Source organism: Streptomyces sp. NPDC006393, assembly GCF_040628575.1.
In the GTDB taxonomy this organism is placed as follows: Bacteria; Actinomycetota; Actinomycetes; order Streptomycetales; family Streptomycetaceae; genus Streptomyces.
On sequence record NZ_JBEXZD010000022.1, the window covers coordinates 14,586 to 31,136 of the forward strand.

8 protein-coding genes and 1 pseudogene are annotated in these 16,551 nt (G+C 69.0%); 7 read left to right on the forward strand and 2 right to left on the reverse strand.

Annotated features, from left to right (window positions below; all coding sequences use genetic code 11):
• Positions 1 to 279: 279 nt before the first annotated feature.
• The 6 genes and pseudogenes from ABZ484_RS12535 to ABZ484_RS12560 form a co-directional block, all read left to right on the forward strand.
• Positions 280 to 7,213 (forward strand): annotated as a pseudogene (locus ABZ484_RS12535) (DNRLRE domain-containing protein); the annotation flags it as partial.
• 1,013 nt (positions 7,214 to 8,226) lie between these two features.
• Complete coding sequence (locus tag ABZ484_RS12540; RefSeq protein ID WP_358865867.1) at positions 8,227 to 8,724, forward strand: DUF1877 family protein; 498 nt, start codon at positions 8,227 to 8,229, stop codon at positions 8,722 to 8,724.
• Positions 8,725 to 9,139: 415 nt separating this feature from the next.
• Positions 9,140 to 9,307, forward strand: coding sequence for a hypothetical protein (locus ABZ484_RS12545; protein WP_358865909.1), 168 nt, complete (start codon positions 9,140 to 9,142; stop codon positions 9,305 to 9,307).
• A 253-nt stretch (positions 9,308 to 9,560) separates the two neighbouring features.
• Entirely contained in the window at positions 9,561 to 10,409 is an 849-nt protein-coding gene (locus ABZ484_RS12550) for a 3-hydroxyacyl-CoA dehydrogenase family protein (protein WP_358865868.1), read from the forward strand.
• 170 nt (positions 10,410 to 10,579) lie between these two features.
• Positions 10,580 to 10,903 (forward strand): STAS domain-containing protein, encoded by a 324-nt coding sequence (locus ABZ484_RS12555; protein WP_358865869.1) that lies wholly within the window; start codon positions 10,580 to 10,582, stop codon positions 10,901 to 10,903.
• 313 nt (positions 10,904 to 11,216) lie between these two features.
• Positions 11,217 to 13,838 carry an ATP-binding protein gene (locus tag ABZ484_RS12560; RefSeq protein WP_358865870.1) on the forward strand — a complete coding sequence of 874 codons (2,622 nt, stop codon included), beginning with the start codon at positions 11,217 to 11,219 and terminating at the stop codon, positions 13,836 to 13,838.
• Between the two features lie 74 nt (positions 13,839 to 13,912).
• On the opposite strand, the gene nucS is transcribed toward ABZ484_RS12560, so the two are convergent.
• Complete coding sequence (gene nucS, locus ABZ484_RS12565) at positions 13,913 to 14,584, reverse strand: endonuclease NucS (protein ID WP_358865871.1); 672 nt, start codon at positions 14,582 to 14,584, stop codon at positions 13,913 to 13,915.
• Positions 14,585 to 14,885: 301 nt separating this feature from the next.
• Here nucS and ABZ484_RS12570 point away from each other — a divergent pair, with 301 nt between their 5' ends.
• Positions 14,886 to 15,278: an SCO5389 family protein gene (locus ABZ484_RS12570; RefSeq protein WP_030170159.1), complete on the forward strand. Its 393-nt coding sequence runs from the start codon at positions 14,886 to 14,888 to the stop codon at positions 15,276 to 15,278.
• A gap of 84 nt (positions 15,279 to 15,362) precedes the next feature.
• Here the strand turns inward: ABZ484_RS12570 and ABZ484_RS12575 are convergent, their stop codons facing one another.
• The gene (locus ABZ484_RS12575) at positions 15,363 to 16,391 is read right to left on the reverse strand and encodes an LLM class flavin-dependent oxidoreductase (RefSeq protein WP_358865872.1); all 1,029 of its coding nucleotides are present in this window, start codon (positions 16,389 to 16,391) and stop codon (positions 15,363 to 15,365) included.
• Positions 16,392 to 16,551: the final 160 nt, after the last annotated feature.

Consider the following 16,551-nt stretch of genomic DNA (forward strand, 5'->3'; position numbering starts at 1 on the left):
CGCGAGGACGGCTCGATCGCGCTGTACGGCGAGCTGCCGAACACGCCCGTGATGGTGATCCCGGCGCCGTACATGACGGACGCCAAGAAGGCGGACACCTCGGTCTTCGGCAGGACCTACAGCACGAAGGTCACGCAGAGGCTGACCCGTGACGGGGACGGCTGGAAGCTGACGGTCACGCCCGACGCGAAGTGGCTCGCGGCCAAGGAGCGCCAGTACCCGGTCGTCATCGACCCGACGATCACGATCGCGCCGTCCCCCTCCGACTCGCAGGACACGATGGTCCTGTCGGACCAGGCGTCGGTGAACTTCAACACCGGCTGGAAGCTCGCGGCGGGCAAGACCGACACGGGCATCTCCCGCTCGCTGATCAAGTTCCCGCTGAACGAGATCCCGTCGGGCACGAAGATCGACTCGGCCCGCCTGGAGATGTACTTCGACCAGGCGCACACCACCAACGCCGACGACGTCACCATCGGCGCCTACCGGGCGACCGGGGAATGGGACGAGTCGACGGCGACCTGGTCCAAGACCAGTGCGCTGGTCGGCGAGCTGTCCGGCACCAGCGTGCAGGCCGACGACGGGGACGCGGGCACCACGGCGGCCACCGGAAGCTGGCCGGCGTCCGGCTCCACACTGACCCAGTACGCCATCGGGCAGGACTACCACTACAACAAGGACGCGGTGGCCGGGGACACCTACACCTGGCAGCCGAAGATCCCGGAGACGGCGTCGTACCGGGTGGACGTCCACTACGTGGCCGCCGCCGACCGGGCCACGAACGCGCCGTACACGGTGACGTCCAAGGACGGCACGGCCACCTACACGGTGAACCAGCAGTCGGGTACCAATGGCGTGTGGTCGTCCCTGAACGGCGGCTCGCAGATCGACTTCGCGGCCGGCACGGCGGGCAAGGTCGTCCTGGGCGACGGCCCGGCCTCCACGTCGACGGCGGTGCTCGCGGACGCGGTGCGCTGGGTGAACCCGGCGACCATCGTGAAGAACACCGGCGAGTACAACCAGTGGCACAAGTTCCCGGTGACCGACACCGTCCAGCAGTGGATCGACGGCTCCGCGACCAACTACGGCTTCGTGCTGAAGGCGACGGACGAGTCGTCCACGGCCCCGCTGGGCGGTCCCCGCTACGAGTCCGGTGACGGCGACTACGGCGGCGAGACGGCGACGATCCCGCGGCTGACGGTCACCTACGGCAAGGTCGGTACCGCCCTGAACTCCCCGACGGTGATCCACTCCACGGGCCCGGAGCTGAGCTGGAAGGCGTACACCAATACCACCGGCGACCCCGGCTACGACGTCGCCGAGTACCAGCTGCACCGCTCCACGCAGCAGGCGTTCACGCCGTCCGCGGCGACCCTGGTCGCACCGATCGACAAGTCGCTGACCGCGTACACGGACACCACCGCGACACCGACCCCGGACTCCTCATCGCAGGAGATCGGCCGGTCGTACTACTACCAGCTCGCGGTGAAAACGAAGAATGGCCGGCTGCTCGGCTCGCCCACCCGGATCGTCGGCGTGCCCAAGGCGGGCCGCACCATGCGCCTGATCCAGGGCACGTCCGGGGTCACGGACACCACGCTGTCCTCGGGCCAGCCGACCACCAACGAGGACACCATCGCCTCGTTCGGCGTCGGCCAGAAGTGGCTGGAGGTCGGCAACGACTCCACCACCTACGGCAAGGCCCGCGCCGCGCTGAAGTTCTCCACCAGCGTGATCCCGACGACGGCCACCGTGCTGGAGTCGCGGCTGTTCATGTGGGGCGCGGAGACCACGACCGGCACGGACGGCGCGATCTACGAGCTGCACGGCCTGACCAAGGACTTCAACGAGACACAGGCCACCTGGAACAACGCCACCTCCACCACCGCGTGGACGACCGCCGGCGGTGACTACTCGGGCACCGTCTCCGACACGGTCGCCCAGGTCTCCGAGGTCGGCCGGCACTGGTGGGACGCCACGTCCCTGACCCAGGGCTGGATCAAGACGCCCGCCTCCAACCACGGCGCCCTGATCAAGCTCAAGGACGAGTCGGCCACGGGCCCGCAGGAGCGCACGCTCTTCCTGGCCTCGGAGGCGGCCGACCCGCAGCTCGGCCCGCTGCTGCGCGTGATCTACGTCGACTCCACCACGGACGACACGTACTACGCCCCGCAGACCCCGGCCAGGATGACCCCGAACTCCACCTACACGGTGGACTTCACGGTCACCAACACCACGTCGAGTGCGTGGGCGGCCGGCGAGCGCGTCCTGTCGTACACCTGGAAGCTCCCCGACGGCACGGACGTGACCACCGGCGGCAATCAGGCCTCGACGGCGATCCCGGCCCTGTCGCCGGGCCAGTCGGCGACGATCCAGGCCACGGTGAAGACGCCGATCAACTCCGACTCCGGCAACAAGCGCACCGACTACGTGCTCGGCTGGGACGTGAAGAAGGTCTCCGACGGCTCCTGGCTGTCGGCCACCAACACGTCCATCCAGCCACTGAAGCAGAACGTGGCCGTGGAGGACCCCACCTCCAACTCGCTCGGCCTGGAGAAGTTCTACTCCTACACCGGCAAGAACACCGGGGCCGGCTCTACGGTGATGAACAACCTGGCCTCCGGCAACAGCGTGTGGTCGTACAACGCGTTCTCCAACCCCGGCCGTGGACTGACGACGTTCGCACGGTTCGCGTACAACTCGCTGGACACGTCCGACACGGTCTCGGGCGCCGGCTGGTCCATGCAGTTCGCCGGACCGATACGGCTCGGCGCGCCGCTGGACTTCCACCCCAACCCCAACCCGACCGAGATCCGCCTGCCCGACGGCGACGGCACCACACACGTCTTCCGCAAGCAGTCCGACGGCACCTGGAAGGCCCCCGCGGGCGTCCACTACCGGATCACGGCCAAGGCGGGCCTGGACTGCACACCGGACAAGGACAACACCACCGACGCCTGGACGCTGCTGCGCCCGGACGGCACGCGCTTCCTGTTCGGCTGCGACGGCTATGTGACGTCGGTCGTCGACAAGAACGGCAACACGCAGACGTACACGTACGAGGAGCGCAAGTCCAACAACAAGCCGACGAAGTTCCTCACCTACATCACCGACCCGGCGGCCCGGCAGTCGCTGACGGTCGACTACTACAAGAAGGACGACGCGTCGTACGACTACATCGACGACACGGGCGCCAAGGTCACCGGCAGCAAGCTGACCAACTCCAAGATCTACGACCACATCAAGTCCGTCACGGACATCTCTGGCCGGAAGATCTCCTTCTACTACACGGCCAAGGGCCTGCTGGGCCAGTTCACCGACGGTGACGGCTCCGGGCAGCCCAAGGTCTTCAAGTTCACCTACGACGCCACCCAGGGCAACAAGAACGTCAAGCTGGTCAAGGCCACCGACCCGCGCGGCCACGACACGGCGCTTGCGTACTACGCCCCGCAGGCCGGTGACGACCCCGCCTACCACTGGTGGACGAAGACCATCACCGACCGCCTCGGCGGCGACACGGCGTTCGCCTACGCGGCGGACACGGCGAACACGAAGTTCACCGACACCACGGTGACGGACGCCGAGAACCACGCCACCCAGTACGTCACGGACGACTTCGGCCGCCCGGTCCAGACGACCAACGCCAAGTCCCAGACGACGAGGATGAGCTGGGACGCGGACAACAACGTCACGTACCTGGAGGAGGCCAACGGCGCCAAGACCGCGTACTGCTACGACGCCAAGACGGGCTACCCGCTCTGGCAGCGCGATGCGGAGAACAACAAGTCGGGCGTGCCGGACCAGACGTCCACCTGCGTCACCGACTCCAGCAAGTGGCCGGCGAACGCCGCGAAGTACGAGTACCAGAGCCGCGCCGACGGCTTCTCGGCCGACCTGTTCCGCAAGACGTCCCCCGAGGGGCGGGCCTGGCAGTTCGGGTACGACAGCTTCGGCAACGTCAAGACGGTCACGGATCCCAAGGGTGTCGCGACCACGACGGTGCCGGACGACTACACCACGAAGTACGACTACGACGCGTACGGTGAGCTGACCAAGGCGACGGACGCCAACGGCCACGCCACGACGTACAGCGGCTTCGGGCCCACCGGCTACCCGGACACGATCACGGACCCGAAGACCTTCTCGACGACGTTCGTCTACGACGAGCGCGGCCAGGTCACCCAGGTCACCGACGCCAACAGCAAGGTGACCACGCAGACGTACGACACGTTCGGGCGTCCGTTGGTCAACACGGTGCCCAAGGAAACGGGCGTCACGATCACCACGCCGGCGCCGGTGTACGACGAGAACGACAACGTCACCAAGGCGACGGCACCCAACGGCGCGGTCTCCACAGCGGTTTACGACAACGCGGACCAGGTGTCCTCGGCGACGGCGCCTGCGAACAACCAGACCGCCACGCGCACCACGACGTACACCTACGACAAGGTCGGCAACCTGAAGACGACGACCGAGCCCAAGGGCACGGCGACGACGACGGATCCGACCGACTACGTCACGACGAACCACTACGACGAGATCGACGAGCTCACCTCCGTGGTCAACGCGAAGGGCGACAAGGTCTCGTACGAGTACGACGACGTCGGCAACGTCACCAAGGTCATCGACCCCAAGAAGAACGCGACGGCCGACACCACCGACTACACGACCAAGAGCGGCTACGACCTGGACCACCGGGTCACGGTTGTCACGGACGCGGCCGGCAAGACCACCAAGAAGGGATACGACAAGGACTCCCTGGTCACGTCGACCACGGACGCCGAGAACAACACCACGCTCATCACCTACGACGAGCGCGGCAAGCGCACCCAGGTCAAGGTCCCGCACGACGGCACGTCGACCCTCTCGTACCGCACGACGAAGTACGAGTACGACCAGGTCGGCAACACCACCAAGGTGATCAGCCCGCGGGCCGTCGCGGCCGGTACGACCACCGCGTTCACCACACGTACCGAGTACGACGAGCTGAACCGGCCGGTCAAGGTACCAGCCGTACGACCCGGCGGACAGTCGCTACAACGATCCCAACGTCTACAGGGAGACCGCCTACGACAAGATGGGACGGGTGGCGAAGACCTCGCTGCCTCCGTCGGACGGTGAGACGGTCCGCAACGACACCACCTACAGCTACTACGACAACGGCTGGGTGAAGTCGTCCACCGACCCGTGGGACATCGTCACCACCTACGACTACAACGAGCTGGGCCAGCAGACCAAGCGGACCCTGACCTCGGCGGGCGGCTCCTCCGACCGCACCATGACGTGGTCGTTCTACCCCGACGGCTCGCTGAAGTCCCGCGCGGACGACGGCGTCCCTGCCGGCAAGTCGGTCGTCCTGGTGGACAACTCCGAGACCCAGAACACCTCCAGGACCGGCACCTGGACGAAGGGAGACATCACCGGCCAGCAGGGGTACGACCACGAGACCCACACGGCCGGCACGGGCACGGACGCCTACACCTGGACGCTCAACATCCCCAAGGACGGCACGTACGCGGCGTACGTGAAGTTCCCCAAGGTGACGGGCGCCGCGACCACGGCCAAGTACACGGTGACCTACGACGGTGGGACGGCCGACAAGACGGTCGACCAGAACGCCACCGCCAACCAGGGCACCTGGGTCTCGCTGGGCTCCTTCGCCTTCGAGCAGAGCGCCGCGGCGAAGCTGCAGCTGTTCCAGAACAGCGGCGGAGTCGTGGTCGCCGACGCGGTCAAGCTCGTCCGCGACACCAGCGGCGACCCGGCGGACACGGAGAAGGACGACTTCGCCTATTCCTACGACCTCAACGGCAACCTGACCCAGATCGACGACACCTCGTCGACCGCGGAGATCGACAACTACACGATCACCTACACCGGACTCAACCAGGTCCAGAAGGTCACCGAGAACCAGGCCGGGGTGGAGAAGAAGTCCACGTCGTACACCTACGACGCGGACAGTCAGCCGGACACCATCACCCACCCGGACCAGTTCTCCGAATACACCTACGACCTGCGTGAACTGGTCAAGACGGTCTCGGTCGGCAAAACAGCGACGGACACCAGCCCCAAGGTGACGTCGTACACGTACACCGACCGCGGTCAGAAACTCCAGGAGACCAAGGCCAACGGCAACACCGTCGACTACACGTACTACCTGGACGCCGCACTCAAGACGTCGACAGAGAAGAAGCCCAACGGCACACTCGTCGACTCGCACACCTACGCCTACGACCCCAACGGCAACAAGGCGCAGGACGTCGCGAAGAAGATGAACGCCGACGACCACGCGTCGTACCTGTCCTCGACCACCGACTACACCTATGACCCGGCCGACCGGCTGAAGCAGTCGGTCAAGACGGGCAACGGTGCGGGCACCGAGACGTACGTCCACGACAACAACGCCAACGTCATCAGCCAGACGGTCAAGGGCACGACCACCACCTACAACTACGACCGCAACCGACTGCTCACCGCGACGGTCTCCGGCAGCACGGCCGGCTACAACTACGACCCGTTCGGCCGCACGGAGTCCGTCACTTCGGGCGGTCAGGTCATCGAGCGGAGCGTGTACGACGGGTTCGACCACGTCGTGGAGTCCCAGAAGAGGGACGACACCGGCGCGATGAAGTCGACGACCTACACCTTCGACCCGCTCGATCGCACCACGTCCAAGACGGCGGACGGCAAGACGACGGACTTCGAGTACCTGGGCCTGTCGAACGAGGTCCTGGACGAGAAGGTCGCCGGCACGCTGACCAAGTCGTACCAGTACAGCCCGTGGGGCGAACGCCTGTCGCAGGTCAAGCACAACAGCGACGGCACGACCGAGGACGGCTACTACGGCTACAACGGCCACTCCGACGTCGAAACCCTGACGGACAAGAACGGCGACACGAAGGCCACGTACGGCTACACCGCCTACGGCAAGGACGACGAGTCCGAGTTCACCGGCATCGACAAGCCGGACGCGGCCGACCCGACCAAGGAGGCGTACAACCCCTACCGGTTCAATGCCAAGCGCTGGGACGCCCAGGCCGGCACCTACGACATGGGCTTCCGCAACTACAGCCCAGGTCTGAACCGCTTCACCACCCGTGACATGTACAACGGGGCGCTGGCCGACATGCACCTCGGCGTCGACCCGTACACCAGCAACCGGTACGCCTTCGGCGGCGGTAACCCGACGACGTTCGTCGAACTCGACGGGCACATGCTGGACGGCGGCGGTGGCGGCGGTGGCGGTGGCGGGACGTGTGCCTCCTGTGGTGACACGGTTTCGCAGCTCTTCAACCCGAACGACTTCTGCGGCGCGTGCCACTTCGATCAGTACGACGGTGGACACGACACTGCGATCATGTTCGTGGCGACATATCTGGCCGCGTTCCAGCCGATGGGCGGAGGCGCGGTGAGCATGGACCTGAGCGCCTCCGGTGGCCCCCGGGACGATCGCAACACGATCGCCGGAGGTTCGTCCAAGAAGCCGGGCAAGGGAGTCGGTTATGCCGACCTCCTGTACTGGACCGACGACGCGGTCTACGTCTGGGATGCCAAGCATGCCGGTGGAGACGCGGAGCGGCGAGGTAAGAAGGAAGTCGAGAACAAGGTCAAGTACCTACAGGAACAGCTCAAGGCTTCCGGTGACAAGCGTGTGGCGAAGGTCGGATTCGACTTCCCGCCGGGAGTGGTTCCGAACTATGCGAAGCCGAATGAAATGGTCAAGGTCTGGCCGTCACAGATCTCTCCGGGCGTGATCGCTTACGAGACCGACGACGACGAGCGCAAGCGCACGGGAGACGACAGCGCGGGCCACTCCTTCGTCGACATCCTTTCCGGCGTGGGCCTCGGCCTCACGGCCACCGCGCTTTCGGTCGGGACGGTGGTCGAGGACGTGGGCACCGGCGGTGTGGGTGTTGCGGACGACGTGCCGAGCTTCGCCGCCGCGGGAGCGATGTTCAAAGAGGCGTATGCCTTGATTGCCTGATCACGGTCGGCCGTGCCGGGTCCGCCCGGCCGGCCGGCCTCCGCAAGTAATACGCGGAGGGCTGCACGGTGAAAGGAATTCCATGCGGTGCATGGCTGCCGTGCGGCCCCCCGCCTTCCCCGTGGCACACGGATGCCGGGCATCTCGCGTCAAGGAACGCGACGTCTCACCGTCAGTGTCATCGAGTAAGTTCTGTCCGTCCGGCCCGACAGGCGGGCCGCCGAAAGGGAGGTCACCTCGCGGTGAGCATCCACCTGCATCTTCGCGCCGTCGCGGAGTCCGAGATCCGGGACGACCACAGCTGGCTTGCGGCGTTCATGTCCGAGGCCTGGGACAACCACCCCGACGAGTACGCGGCAGGTATCGCCGACTCGATCGAGAAGGTCTTCAGCTCCGTCAATGACCTCTACGCCGCAGCCGAGGTCCCCGATACGGACGTCGACAAGCCCTGGACGCTGCCGATTTACGGCGGCCGCCCGGTGGGACACAGCGCTGACGCCGACCCCTCCAACCCGCCGCTGATGATTCTGGAGCCGTCTGGGGTGTCGCAGGCCGCAGAATTCCTCGCGACAGTCTCCTTCGACGAGCTCTGGAACATCGCCGGTGCCGATCTCAGCGGCCGGCTCGGGGAAGAGGCGCAGGTCAGGCAGGAATTCCTGGACATTCACCAGGACCTTCGAGGGTTCTACGGGCGGGCCGCCGCAGAAGGCCACGCCGTGGTCAAAGCGGTGTGGGCTTGAGACGTGGTCACCTGTCGGTTGCAGCCGTTCGCTGATGGCGGCTGCGAGCGAATTCGGTACATGTACAGGCCTTTCGATGAGCACTTCGAACGGCGTCGCAGGACGCTCGCGTATTTCGGTGACACCGCGGTCAAGCGCGTGTACGTCTGAGTTTTTCCTTACTGATCGTTGCAGAACACGTACGACCTGAGGACGACCACGGAGCACAAGAACGAACGGCACGCTCGTGCCCTCGCACACCTACGCCTCAGGTCGGCTGCAGCCGACCACCTTCTGCACAGCCTGGGAAAAACCCTCAGGGCCGGCTTCGACGAGACCTGGGATCTCGACGCGGCGCACGGGTGCCGCCTCGTGCTGCTTGAGTGAGATCTGGCGGGGCGGATCAGGGTGTGCCGGACGCGGGCGGGATGCGGGCGTGCGCGGACGCCTTCGTCGCGCGGGTCACGGCGCGATGCCGGACGGGCGGGTGTGGAACCCGCTCGGCAAGGTCCGCAACCGCTTCGAACCGGGCGGTCCCGACGAGTCGTTGCAGACCTTCTGGCTGAGGCTGCACGGGCGGGCGCGGCGGCGGGTGGCCGCCTGACGCCGGCGACGGGCGGCGACCGGCATCCGAGGCTTCCCGCCGCCGCCCGGGGGAGTTGACTCGTTCGCAAACGCGGCCACGTGACCGGCGTCTCATCCCCTGAGACGTGAAACGCGTTACTAACTCCGCCGCACGACCCCTCACGGGCGCTAGTGTCCGGCCGAGAGGCACACGTAAACAGCGGGTAAGTCCTCAACAGCGCGCCAGTCCACGCACAGTCGTTTCGTGCGGTCGTTTCAAAGGGGAGTCGTCAGTGGCACGGAAGCTCGCCGTCATCGGGGCCGGTCTCATGGGATCGGGCATCGCCCAGGTCTCCGCGCAGGCGGGCTGGGAGGTCGTGATGCGTGACGTCACGGACGAGGCGCTCCGGCGTGGTATCGACGGCATCAAGGCCTCGTACGACAAGTTCGTCTCCAAGGGCAAGCTGGAGGCCGCGGAGGCCGAGGCCGCCCTCGCCCGTATCACCACGACCACCGACCTGGACGCGGCGGCCGACGCCGACATCGTCGTCGAGGCGGTCTTCGAGAAGCTCGACATCAAGCACGAGATCTTCCGCACGCTCGACAAGCTCGTCCGCGACGACGCCGTGCTCGCCTCCAACACCTCCGCCATCCCGATCACGAAGATCGCGGCCGTGACGGAGCGCCCGGAGCGGGTCGTCGGCGTGCACTTCTTCTCGCCGGTGCCGATGATGCGGCTCGTCGAACTCGTCCGCGGGTACAAGACCAGCGACGAAACCCTCGCCACCGCACGGGAGTTCGCCGAGTCCGTCGGCAAGACCTGCATCGTCGTCAACCGCGACGTGGCCGGCTTCGTCACCACCCGTCTCATCTCGGCCCTCGTCGTCGAGGCGGCCAAGCTGTACGAGTCGGGCGTGGCCACCGCCGAGGACATCGACCTCGCCTGCAAGCTGGGCTTCGGCCACGCCATGGGCCCGCTCGCCACCGCGGACCTCACCGGCGTCGACATCCTGCTGCACGCCACCAGCAACATCTACACCGAGACCCAGGACGAGAAGTTCGCCCCGCCGGAGCTGATGCGCCGGATGGTGGACGCCGGTGACATCGGCCGCAAGAGCGGGCAGGGCTTCTACAAGCACTAGAACGAGCACCAGAGCCGGTCCGGGCCGTACAACGGCTGTCTGCCTCACCCGTGAGGGTGAATTCGGTATCGATTCGCCAACAACCAGCAACCGGACCGTCACAGAAGCAGTCAGACGTTGCACAGCCAACCGTCACACGGAGCACGCCACCGCATTCACGGGGAGCGCATATGTACATCAGGGGCGACCACGCCGAGGTGGTCGTCGGGGGCCGCCTCGACGTCCGCAGCGCGGCGGACGCCCGTACGGTCCTGCACTCGGCCGTGGACGACGGCGCGGGCGACCTGGTCCTCGACCTGTCGGAGCTCGACTCCTGGGACGCCACCGGACTCGGCGTGATCATGGGTGTCCACCGGCGCGCCGGCCGCTGCGGCCGGCGGCTGGTGCTGCGCGACGTACCGCCGCAGATGCAGCGCCTGCTGGTGGCCACCCGGCTGCACCGCATCCTCGCCATCGAGGGCGGCATCGGCGTGGATTCACTGCCCCGCGTCTGAGGCCTGCCGTCGGTCCGCGGAGCGGCGCGTACCGGTGTGAACCGGGCGACGGCAGGGACCGGGCGGACCGTACCGAACCGTACGTCGCACGCAATCCTCACGAGACTGTGACGTCCCGGTCGGCGTAGCACCCCGGGCTGTCGGAGATACTGTGCGAAGGTTTAGGGTTCGGTCGCCCGCTGCCTCGCAACCCTCGAGCGGGCCCGGACCAGAAGCGACAGCGTGGTGTGCGGCAAGGCCGGGGGTGGGCTGGGTCGCCGGACTCCGCCCAGCACACGAGACGCTTTTGGGGGGCTTGGAACCTATGGAACCCATGGACCCGAACAACCGGGATCCCGAGGGCATGGGCCATGACGGCGACGGCCACGCGCCGAGCCGTCGGCCCCCCAGGGACTCCCTCGCATCCGACTTCGCATCGCACACGCCCGCACCGGCCCGTACGGTGCAGGTCGTCGCCGGCGATTTCCTGCTCACCGTCAACCCCGTCGACGGCAGCGAGATAGAGGCGTGCCCGCCCGGCGAACGCCCGGACCGGGCGCCCCGGTACACGGCGGCCGAGCGCGCCGACGCCGACCGCGCGGCCAGGCCGCCCGTCCCACCGGGACCCGCCCCGTCCGCGGAGCCGCTGCTGGAGCGCCAGGACGAACGCGAGCGGCTCGTCCGGCTGCTCGCCCGGGGCCGCTCCGTGCGCCTGACCGGACCCGGCGGCTCCGGCCGCACCAGCCTTCTCGACCTGGTCGCCGAGGACTGCGTGGACCTCGCCCCCGACGGCGTCGTCCGCCTCACCGGCCACCGCCGCACGGTCACCGACCTGCTGCACGACCTCTTCCACGCCGTGCACGACGCACCCCGGCACCGCCCGGGCCGGGACGAACTGCTCGACCACGTCCGTGAGATCGGCGCGGTCGTCGTCCTGGACGACATCGAGTTCGGCGGCAGCGCCCTGGACGAACTCCTCGAGGCCACGCCCGAGTGCGCCTTCCTGATCGCCGCCACCCCCGACGTGCCGGCGCCGTCCGCCGAGTCCGCGGTCGAGGAGGTCTTCCTCGGCGGTCTCGACCGGGCCGCCGGAGTCGAGCTCATCGAGCGCGGCGTCGGCCGGGTGCTCACCGAGGAAGAGGCCAACTGGGCCGGCGACCTCTGGTTCGAGTCCGAGGGCCTGCCCCTGCGGTTCGTCCAGGCCGGCGCCCTGCTGCGCCAGCGCGACCGGCTGCGGGCCGGCACCGACGCCGTCGAGGAGTTCGGCGTCTTCGCCGACACCCCGCCCACGGACGGCCCCTACGACGGGGGCGGCGACGACGTGCCCCTGCCCTCGCTCGGCGAGGCCGCCGCGCCCGCCCCGCTGCTCGCCTCCCGGCTCAGCGCCTCCGCCCGCGCCACCCTGCGCTTCGCCGTCGCACTCGGCGGCGAGGTGCCCCACCAGGCCCACCTGCCCGCGCTGGTCGGCGACACCCACGCCGACGCCGCGCTGGCCGAGCTGGCGGGCTGCGGCCTGGTCTCCCCGGCCGGCTCCCGCCACCGGCTCGCCGCCGGGGTCCTCACCCAGCTGGAGGCCGCCGGATACGGCGACGACGCCGAGGAACAGGCCCGCACCGCCGCCCAGCACTACGCCTGGTGGGCCGGCCACCCCTCGGTCACGCCCGAGCGGGTCGCCGCCGAGGCCGACGCCGTCCTCGCCGCGCTGGCCGTGCTCGTCCCCGCCACCACCGCGCCCGGCGAGGGCGAGGAGAGCATCGCCGTCCGGCTCGCCCGCACCGCCGCCCCCGCGTTCGCCGCGGGCCTCAACTGGGGCGCCTGGGAACGCGCGCTGCGCTTCGGCACGGAGGCCTCCCGGCTCTCCGGCGAGGTCGCCGACCAGGCCTACTTCCACCACGAGCTGGGCATAGTCGCGCTCTGCGGCGGCCTGCTGGACCGGGCCCGCGCCGAACTGGAGGCGTCCATCGGGCTGCGCGGCGCCCTCGCCGACAAGCGCGGCACCGTCGCCGGCCGTCGCGCCCTCGCCCTGGTCGCCGACCGCTCCGGCACGACCCCGGGTCCGGCCGCCCTGCCGGGCCTCGGCGCGATGGCCGGGGACGAGGTGCCCGACGCCCGCACCGAGGAGTCCGCCTCGCCGCCCGGCGGCGTCCCCTCCCCGTTCCCGGCGCTCCGGAAGCCCGGTGACGAGACCACCACACTCGTCACCTACCAGCCCTCGGCCGCGGGCTCGGCCTCCGGCACATACGCGTCGTCGTACGCCTCCTCACCGGACGCCCCGGCGAAACACCGGGTCGGGCTCAAGGGCCTGGCCCGGCGCAACCTGGTCGCGGCGGGCGCGGGCGCGCTGCTCGCGGCCGTCCTCGGCACGGTGGTGACGCTCGGCGCCACCTCCCACAACGACGCCAACGACCCCTCCGACAACGTCGGCGTCAACCCGTCCGCCAGCCAGGGCACGGACGACGGCAGCCTGGACGCCGACACCCCGCAGAACGGCGGCGGCGACACCGGCACCGGCCGCGCCACCACGCCCGGCACCACCAGCAGCCCCACCAACCCGGGCCCCGACGGCACCTACGGCACATCGGACGACCCGACCCCGCCGGCCGGCACCACCGGGCCGTCGGACGATCCGAGCGGGACGAAGCGGCCGGGGAGCGGGGGCAGCACGTCGAACAGGCCGCCGACCTCGCCGACTCCGACGGAGTCGACCCCCACGAAGCCGTCCACGTCGCCGTCGACGTCGTCCCCGTCGCCTTCGGCCTCCCCGTCGAAGTCGGCACCGACCATGACGCCGTCGCAGTCCGAGACCTCGAGCACGACCCCGGAGACCTCCGACTCGGCCGGCGGCTCCGCCCCCACCCGCACCGCCACCTCCAGCGCCCCCGCCACGTCCAGCGGCTCGGCGGGCGGCGACGCGGAGTCCGGCTCCCCGAGCAGCGGTTCCGGCTCGGTGATCTGAGGCACAAGGAGGAGGGGCCCGACCCGTGTCACCCGGGTCGGGCCCCTCCGCCGTGTGCCGGACGGCCGCCGCTCTCAGAACAGCCGCAGCTTGTCGTCCTCGATGCCGCGCAGCGCGTCGTAGTCCAGCACCTGGCAGCCGATGCCGCGGTCGGTGGCCAGCACCCGGGCCTGCGGCTTGATCTCCTGCGCGGCGAAGATGCCGCGCACCGGGGCGAGATGCGGGTCGCGGTTCAGCAGCTCCAGATAGCGGGTGAGCTGCTCCACGCCGTCGATCTCGCCGCGCCGCTTGATCTCCACGGCGACGGTCTGCCCCTCGCCGTCCCGGCACAGGATGTCCACCGGGCCGATCGCCGTCATGTACTCGCGCCGGATGAGCGTGTAGCCCTGGCCGAGCGTCTCGATGCGGTCGGCGAGCAGCTCCTGGAGGTGCGCCTCCACGCCGTCCTTGATCAGCCCCGGATCCACGCCGAGTTCGTGCGAGGAGTCGTGCAGGACCTCCTCCATCGTGATGATGAGCTTCTCTCCCGCCTTGTTGACGACGGTCCACACGCCCTCTTCGTCACCGGTGCCCTCCTTCAGCGTGCACGGCGGCGACATCCAGTTCAGGGGCTTGTAGGCGCGGTCGTCCGCGTGGATCGAGACGCTGCCGTCCGCCTTGACCAGGATCAGGCGGGGCGCTGACGGGAGGTGGGCGGTGAGCCGGCCCGCGTAGTCGACGGAGCAGCGGGCAATGACGAGACGCATGGTCCGCAACGCTACTCGACGCACCGGGCCGCGCGCGATTCGGTCACCGGGACCCCCTTCCCGGCGGTTGACCGGCCCCTTGTGGCTCGTCCCATTTTTCCCTGGATCACCCGTGTTCACTTATGGCCGATTGTGTGCCCAACCCGCCCTGTCTGTACGTGCATTCGCCTGGTGGGGCCTCGTTTCGTTGCCTACCGTAGAGAACGGGAGGTCGCGATGTGTGTACGCACCGTGTTCGGTATCGCCCACTCCCTTATCTGTCCGGCAACCCCTGCTCACCGGGGGTGCGAGAGGAGAACCCATGTCGCTCGACGTCTCACCGGCCCTACTCGAACAGGCCGAGCGAGGCGAGGTCGACGAAGCTGAATTCGTCGACTGCGTCCGGACCTCCCTGCCCTACGCATGGGAGATGATCAGCTCCCTGGTGGCCCAGCTGAAGGTGGACGGCGGAGAGTTCGCCGACAACCAGACGCCGCCGCCGAGTGAGCAGCATCGCGGTCAGCTGCTGCGTGCGCTCGCGAGTGACGCCATACGGGGCGCGCTCCAGCGGCACTTCGGTGTCCGGCTGGCCTTCCAGAACTGCCACCGGGTGGCGGTCTTCCCGCTGGACGCCTCGGCCGACGAGAGGCTGGCGAAGTTCACGTCGGTGCGCGCCCAGCTGCTCAACCAGTCACCGGAGCTCAGGGACTGCTGACGGGGCAGTCGTCCGCTTGCCGCCCCGCACGCGGGAGGTGCATTCAGTGCCGGGGCGGCAGGCCCTCCGGTGACGGCCGCCGGCTCAGCCGAGGTGGGGGAGTACCTCGGCGCCGAGCCGGCGTACGTTCTCCTCGGTCGCCGCGAGGTCGCCGGAGCCCTCGACGAGCAGGGCGAACCGGGAGACGCCGGTCCGCTCGGCGGTCGCCGCCAGCCGGTCGGCGCACAGGCGCGGGGTGCCCACGGGGTGCAGCCCGCAGAGCAGTTCCGTGTAGGCCAGCGGATCGCGCATCCGGCGGCTGCGGCCGTCCACCGTGACATGCGCGTCCAGCCCCTGTTTCAGCCAGCCCGGCATCGCTTTCAGCAGGGTCTCGGCCGCGTCCGTGCGCCGGTCCGCGATCTGGCAGACGCCGGCGGAGACATGCGCGGCGTCCCGGATCTCCTCCCCGGACCGTCCGGCCGCCCGCGCGCAGCGCCGCCACAGGGCGACCATCTCGGCCTTCTCCTCGTCCCCGACGTGCATCCCGAGGAGCATGGGCAAACCGCGCTCGGCGGCCAGCCGCACGCTAGCCGGGGAGGTGCAGGCGACGACGACCTCGGGGCCCGGGACCTCGTGCAGCGCCTCGGAGGGGCGGGGCACGACGGGGACCTCCCGGAAGCTGAATCGTTCCCCCGAGGCCGACACCGACGCGTCGCGCAGCCAGCGGACCAGCAGATCGAGTGATTCCGGGAACCCCTTCTCGTACGCCTCGAGACCGGTCCCGAACACCTCCAGGTCGACCCACGGCCCGCCGCGTCCCACACCCAGCGAGAACCGGCCGCCGCTCGTCACGTGCAGCAGCGCGGCCTGCTCGCCGAGCGCCACCGGGTGGACGGTGGGCAGCACGCTGACCGCCGTCCCCACCCTCAGCCTGCGGGTACGGCCGAGCAGCAGCGCGGCCAGGGTGATGGCCGACGGGCACGTCCCGTACGGTACGAAGTGGTGCTCGGCCAGCCAGACCGCGTCCAGCCCCGCCTCCTCGGCGACCTCGGCCGTACGGACCGCGCGGTGCAGCGCCTCCCCCTGGCCCTGGCCCGGGAACTGGGCGGCCAACACGAAACTTCCTACACGCATTGCTTTTTCCTGCTTCCTCGGCTCCGACGCGGAGCTCCCCCACCGGGCATAACCGCACGACACGTGACGAGGACACGGCCTGGCGAAGGGATTTCCGGATTGTCTGCGGAATCGGACGTCCTTGAGGGCGGGTTGACAGGATTTGGCCGGGTATTCAGAT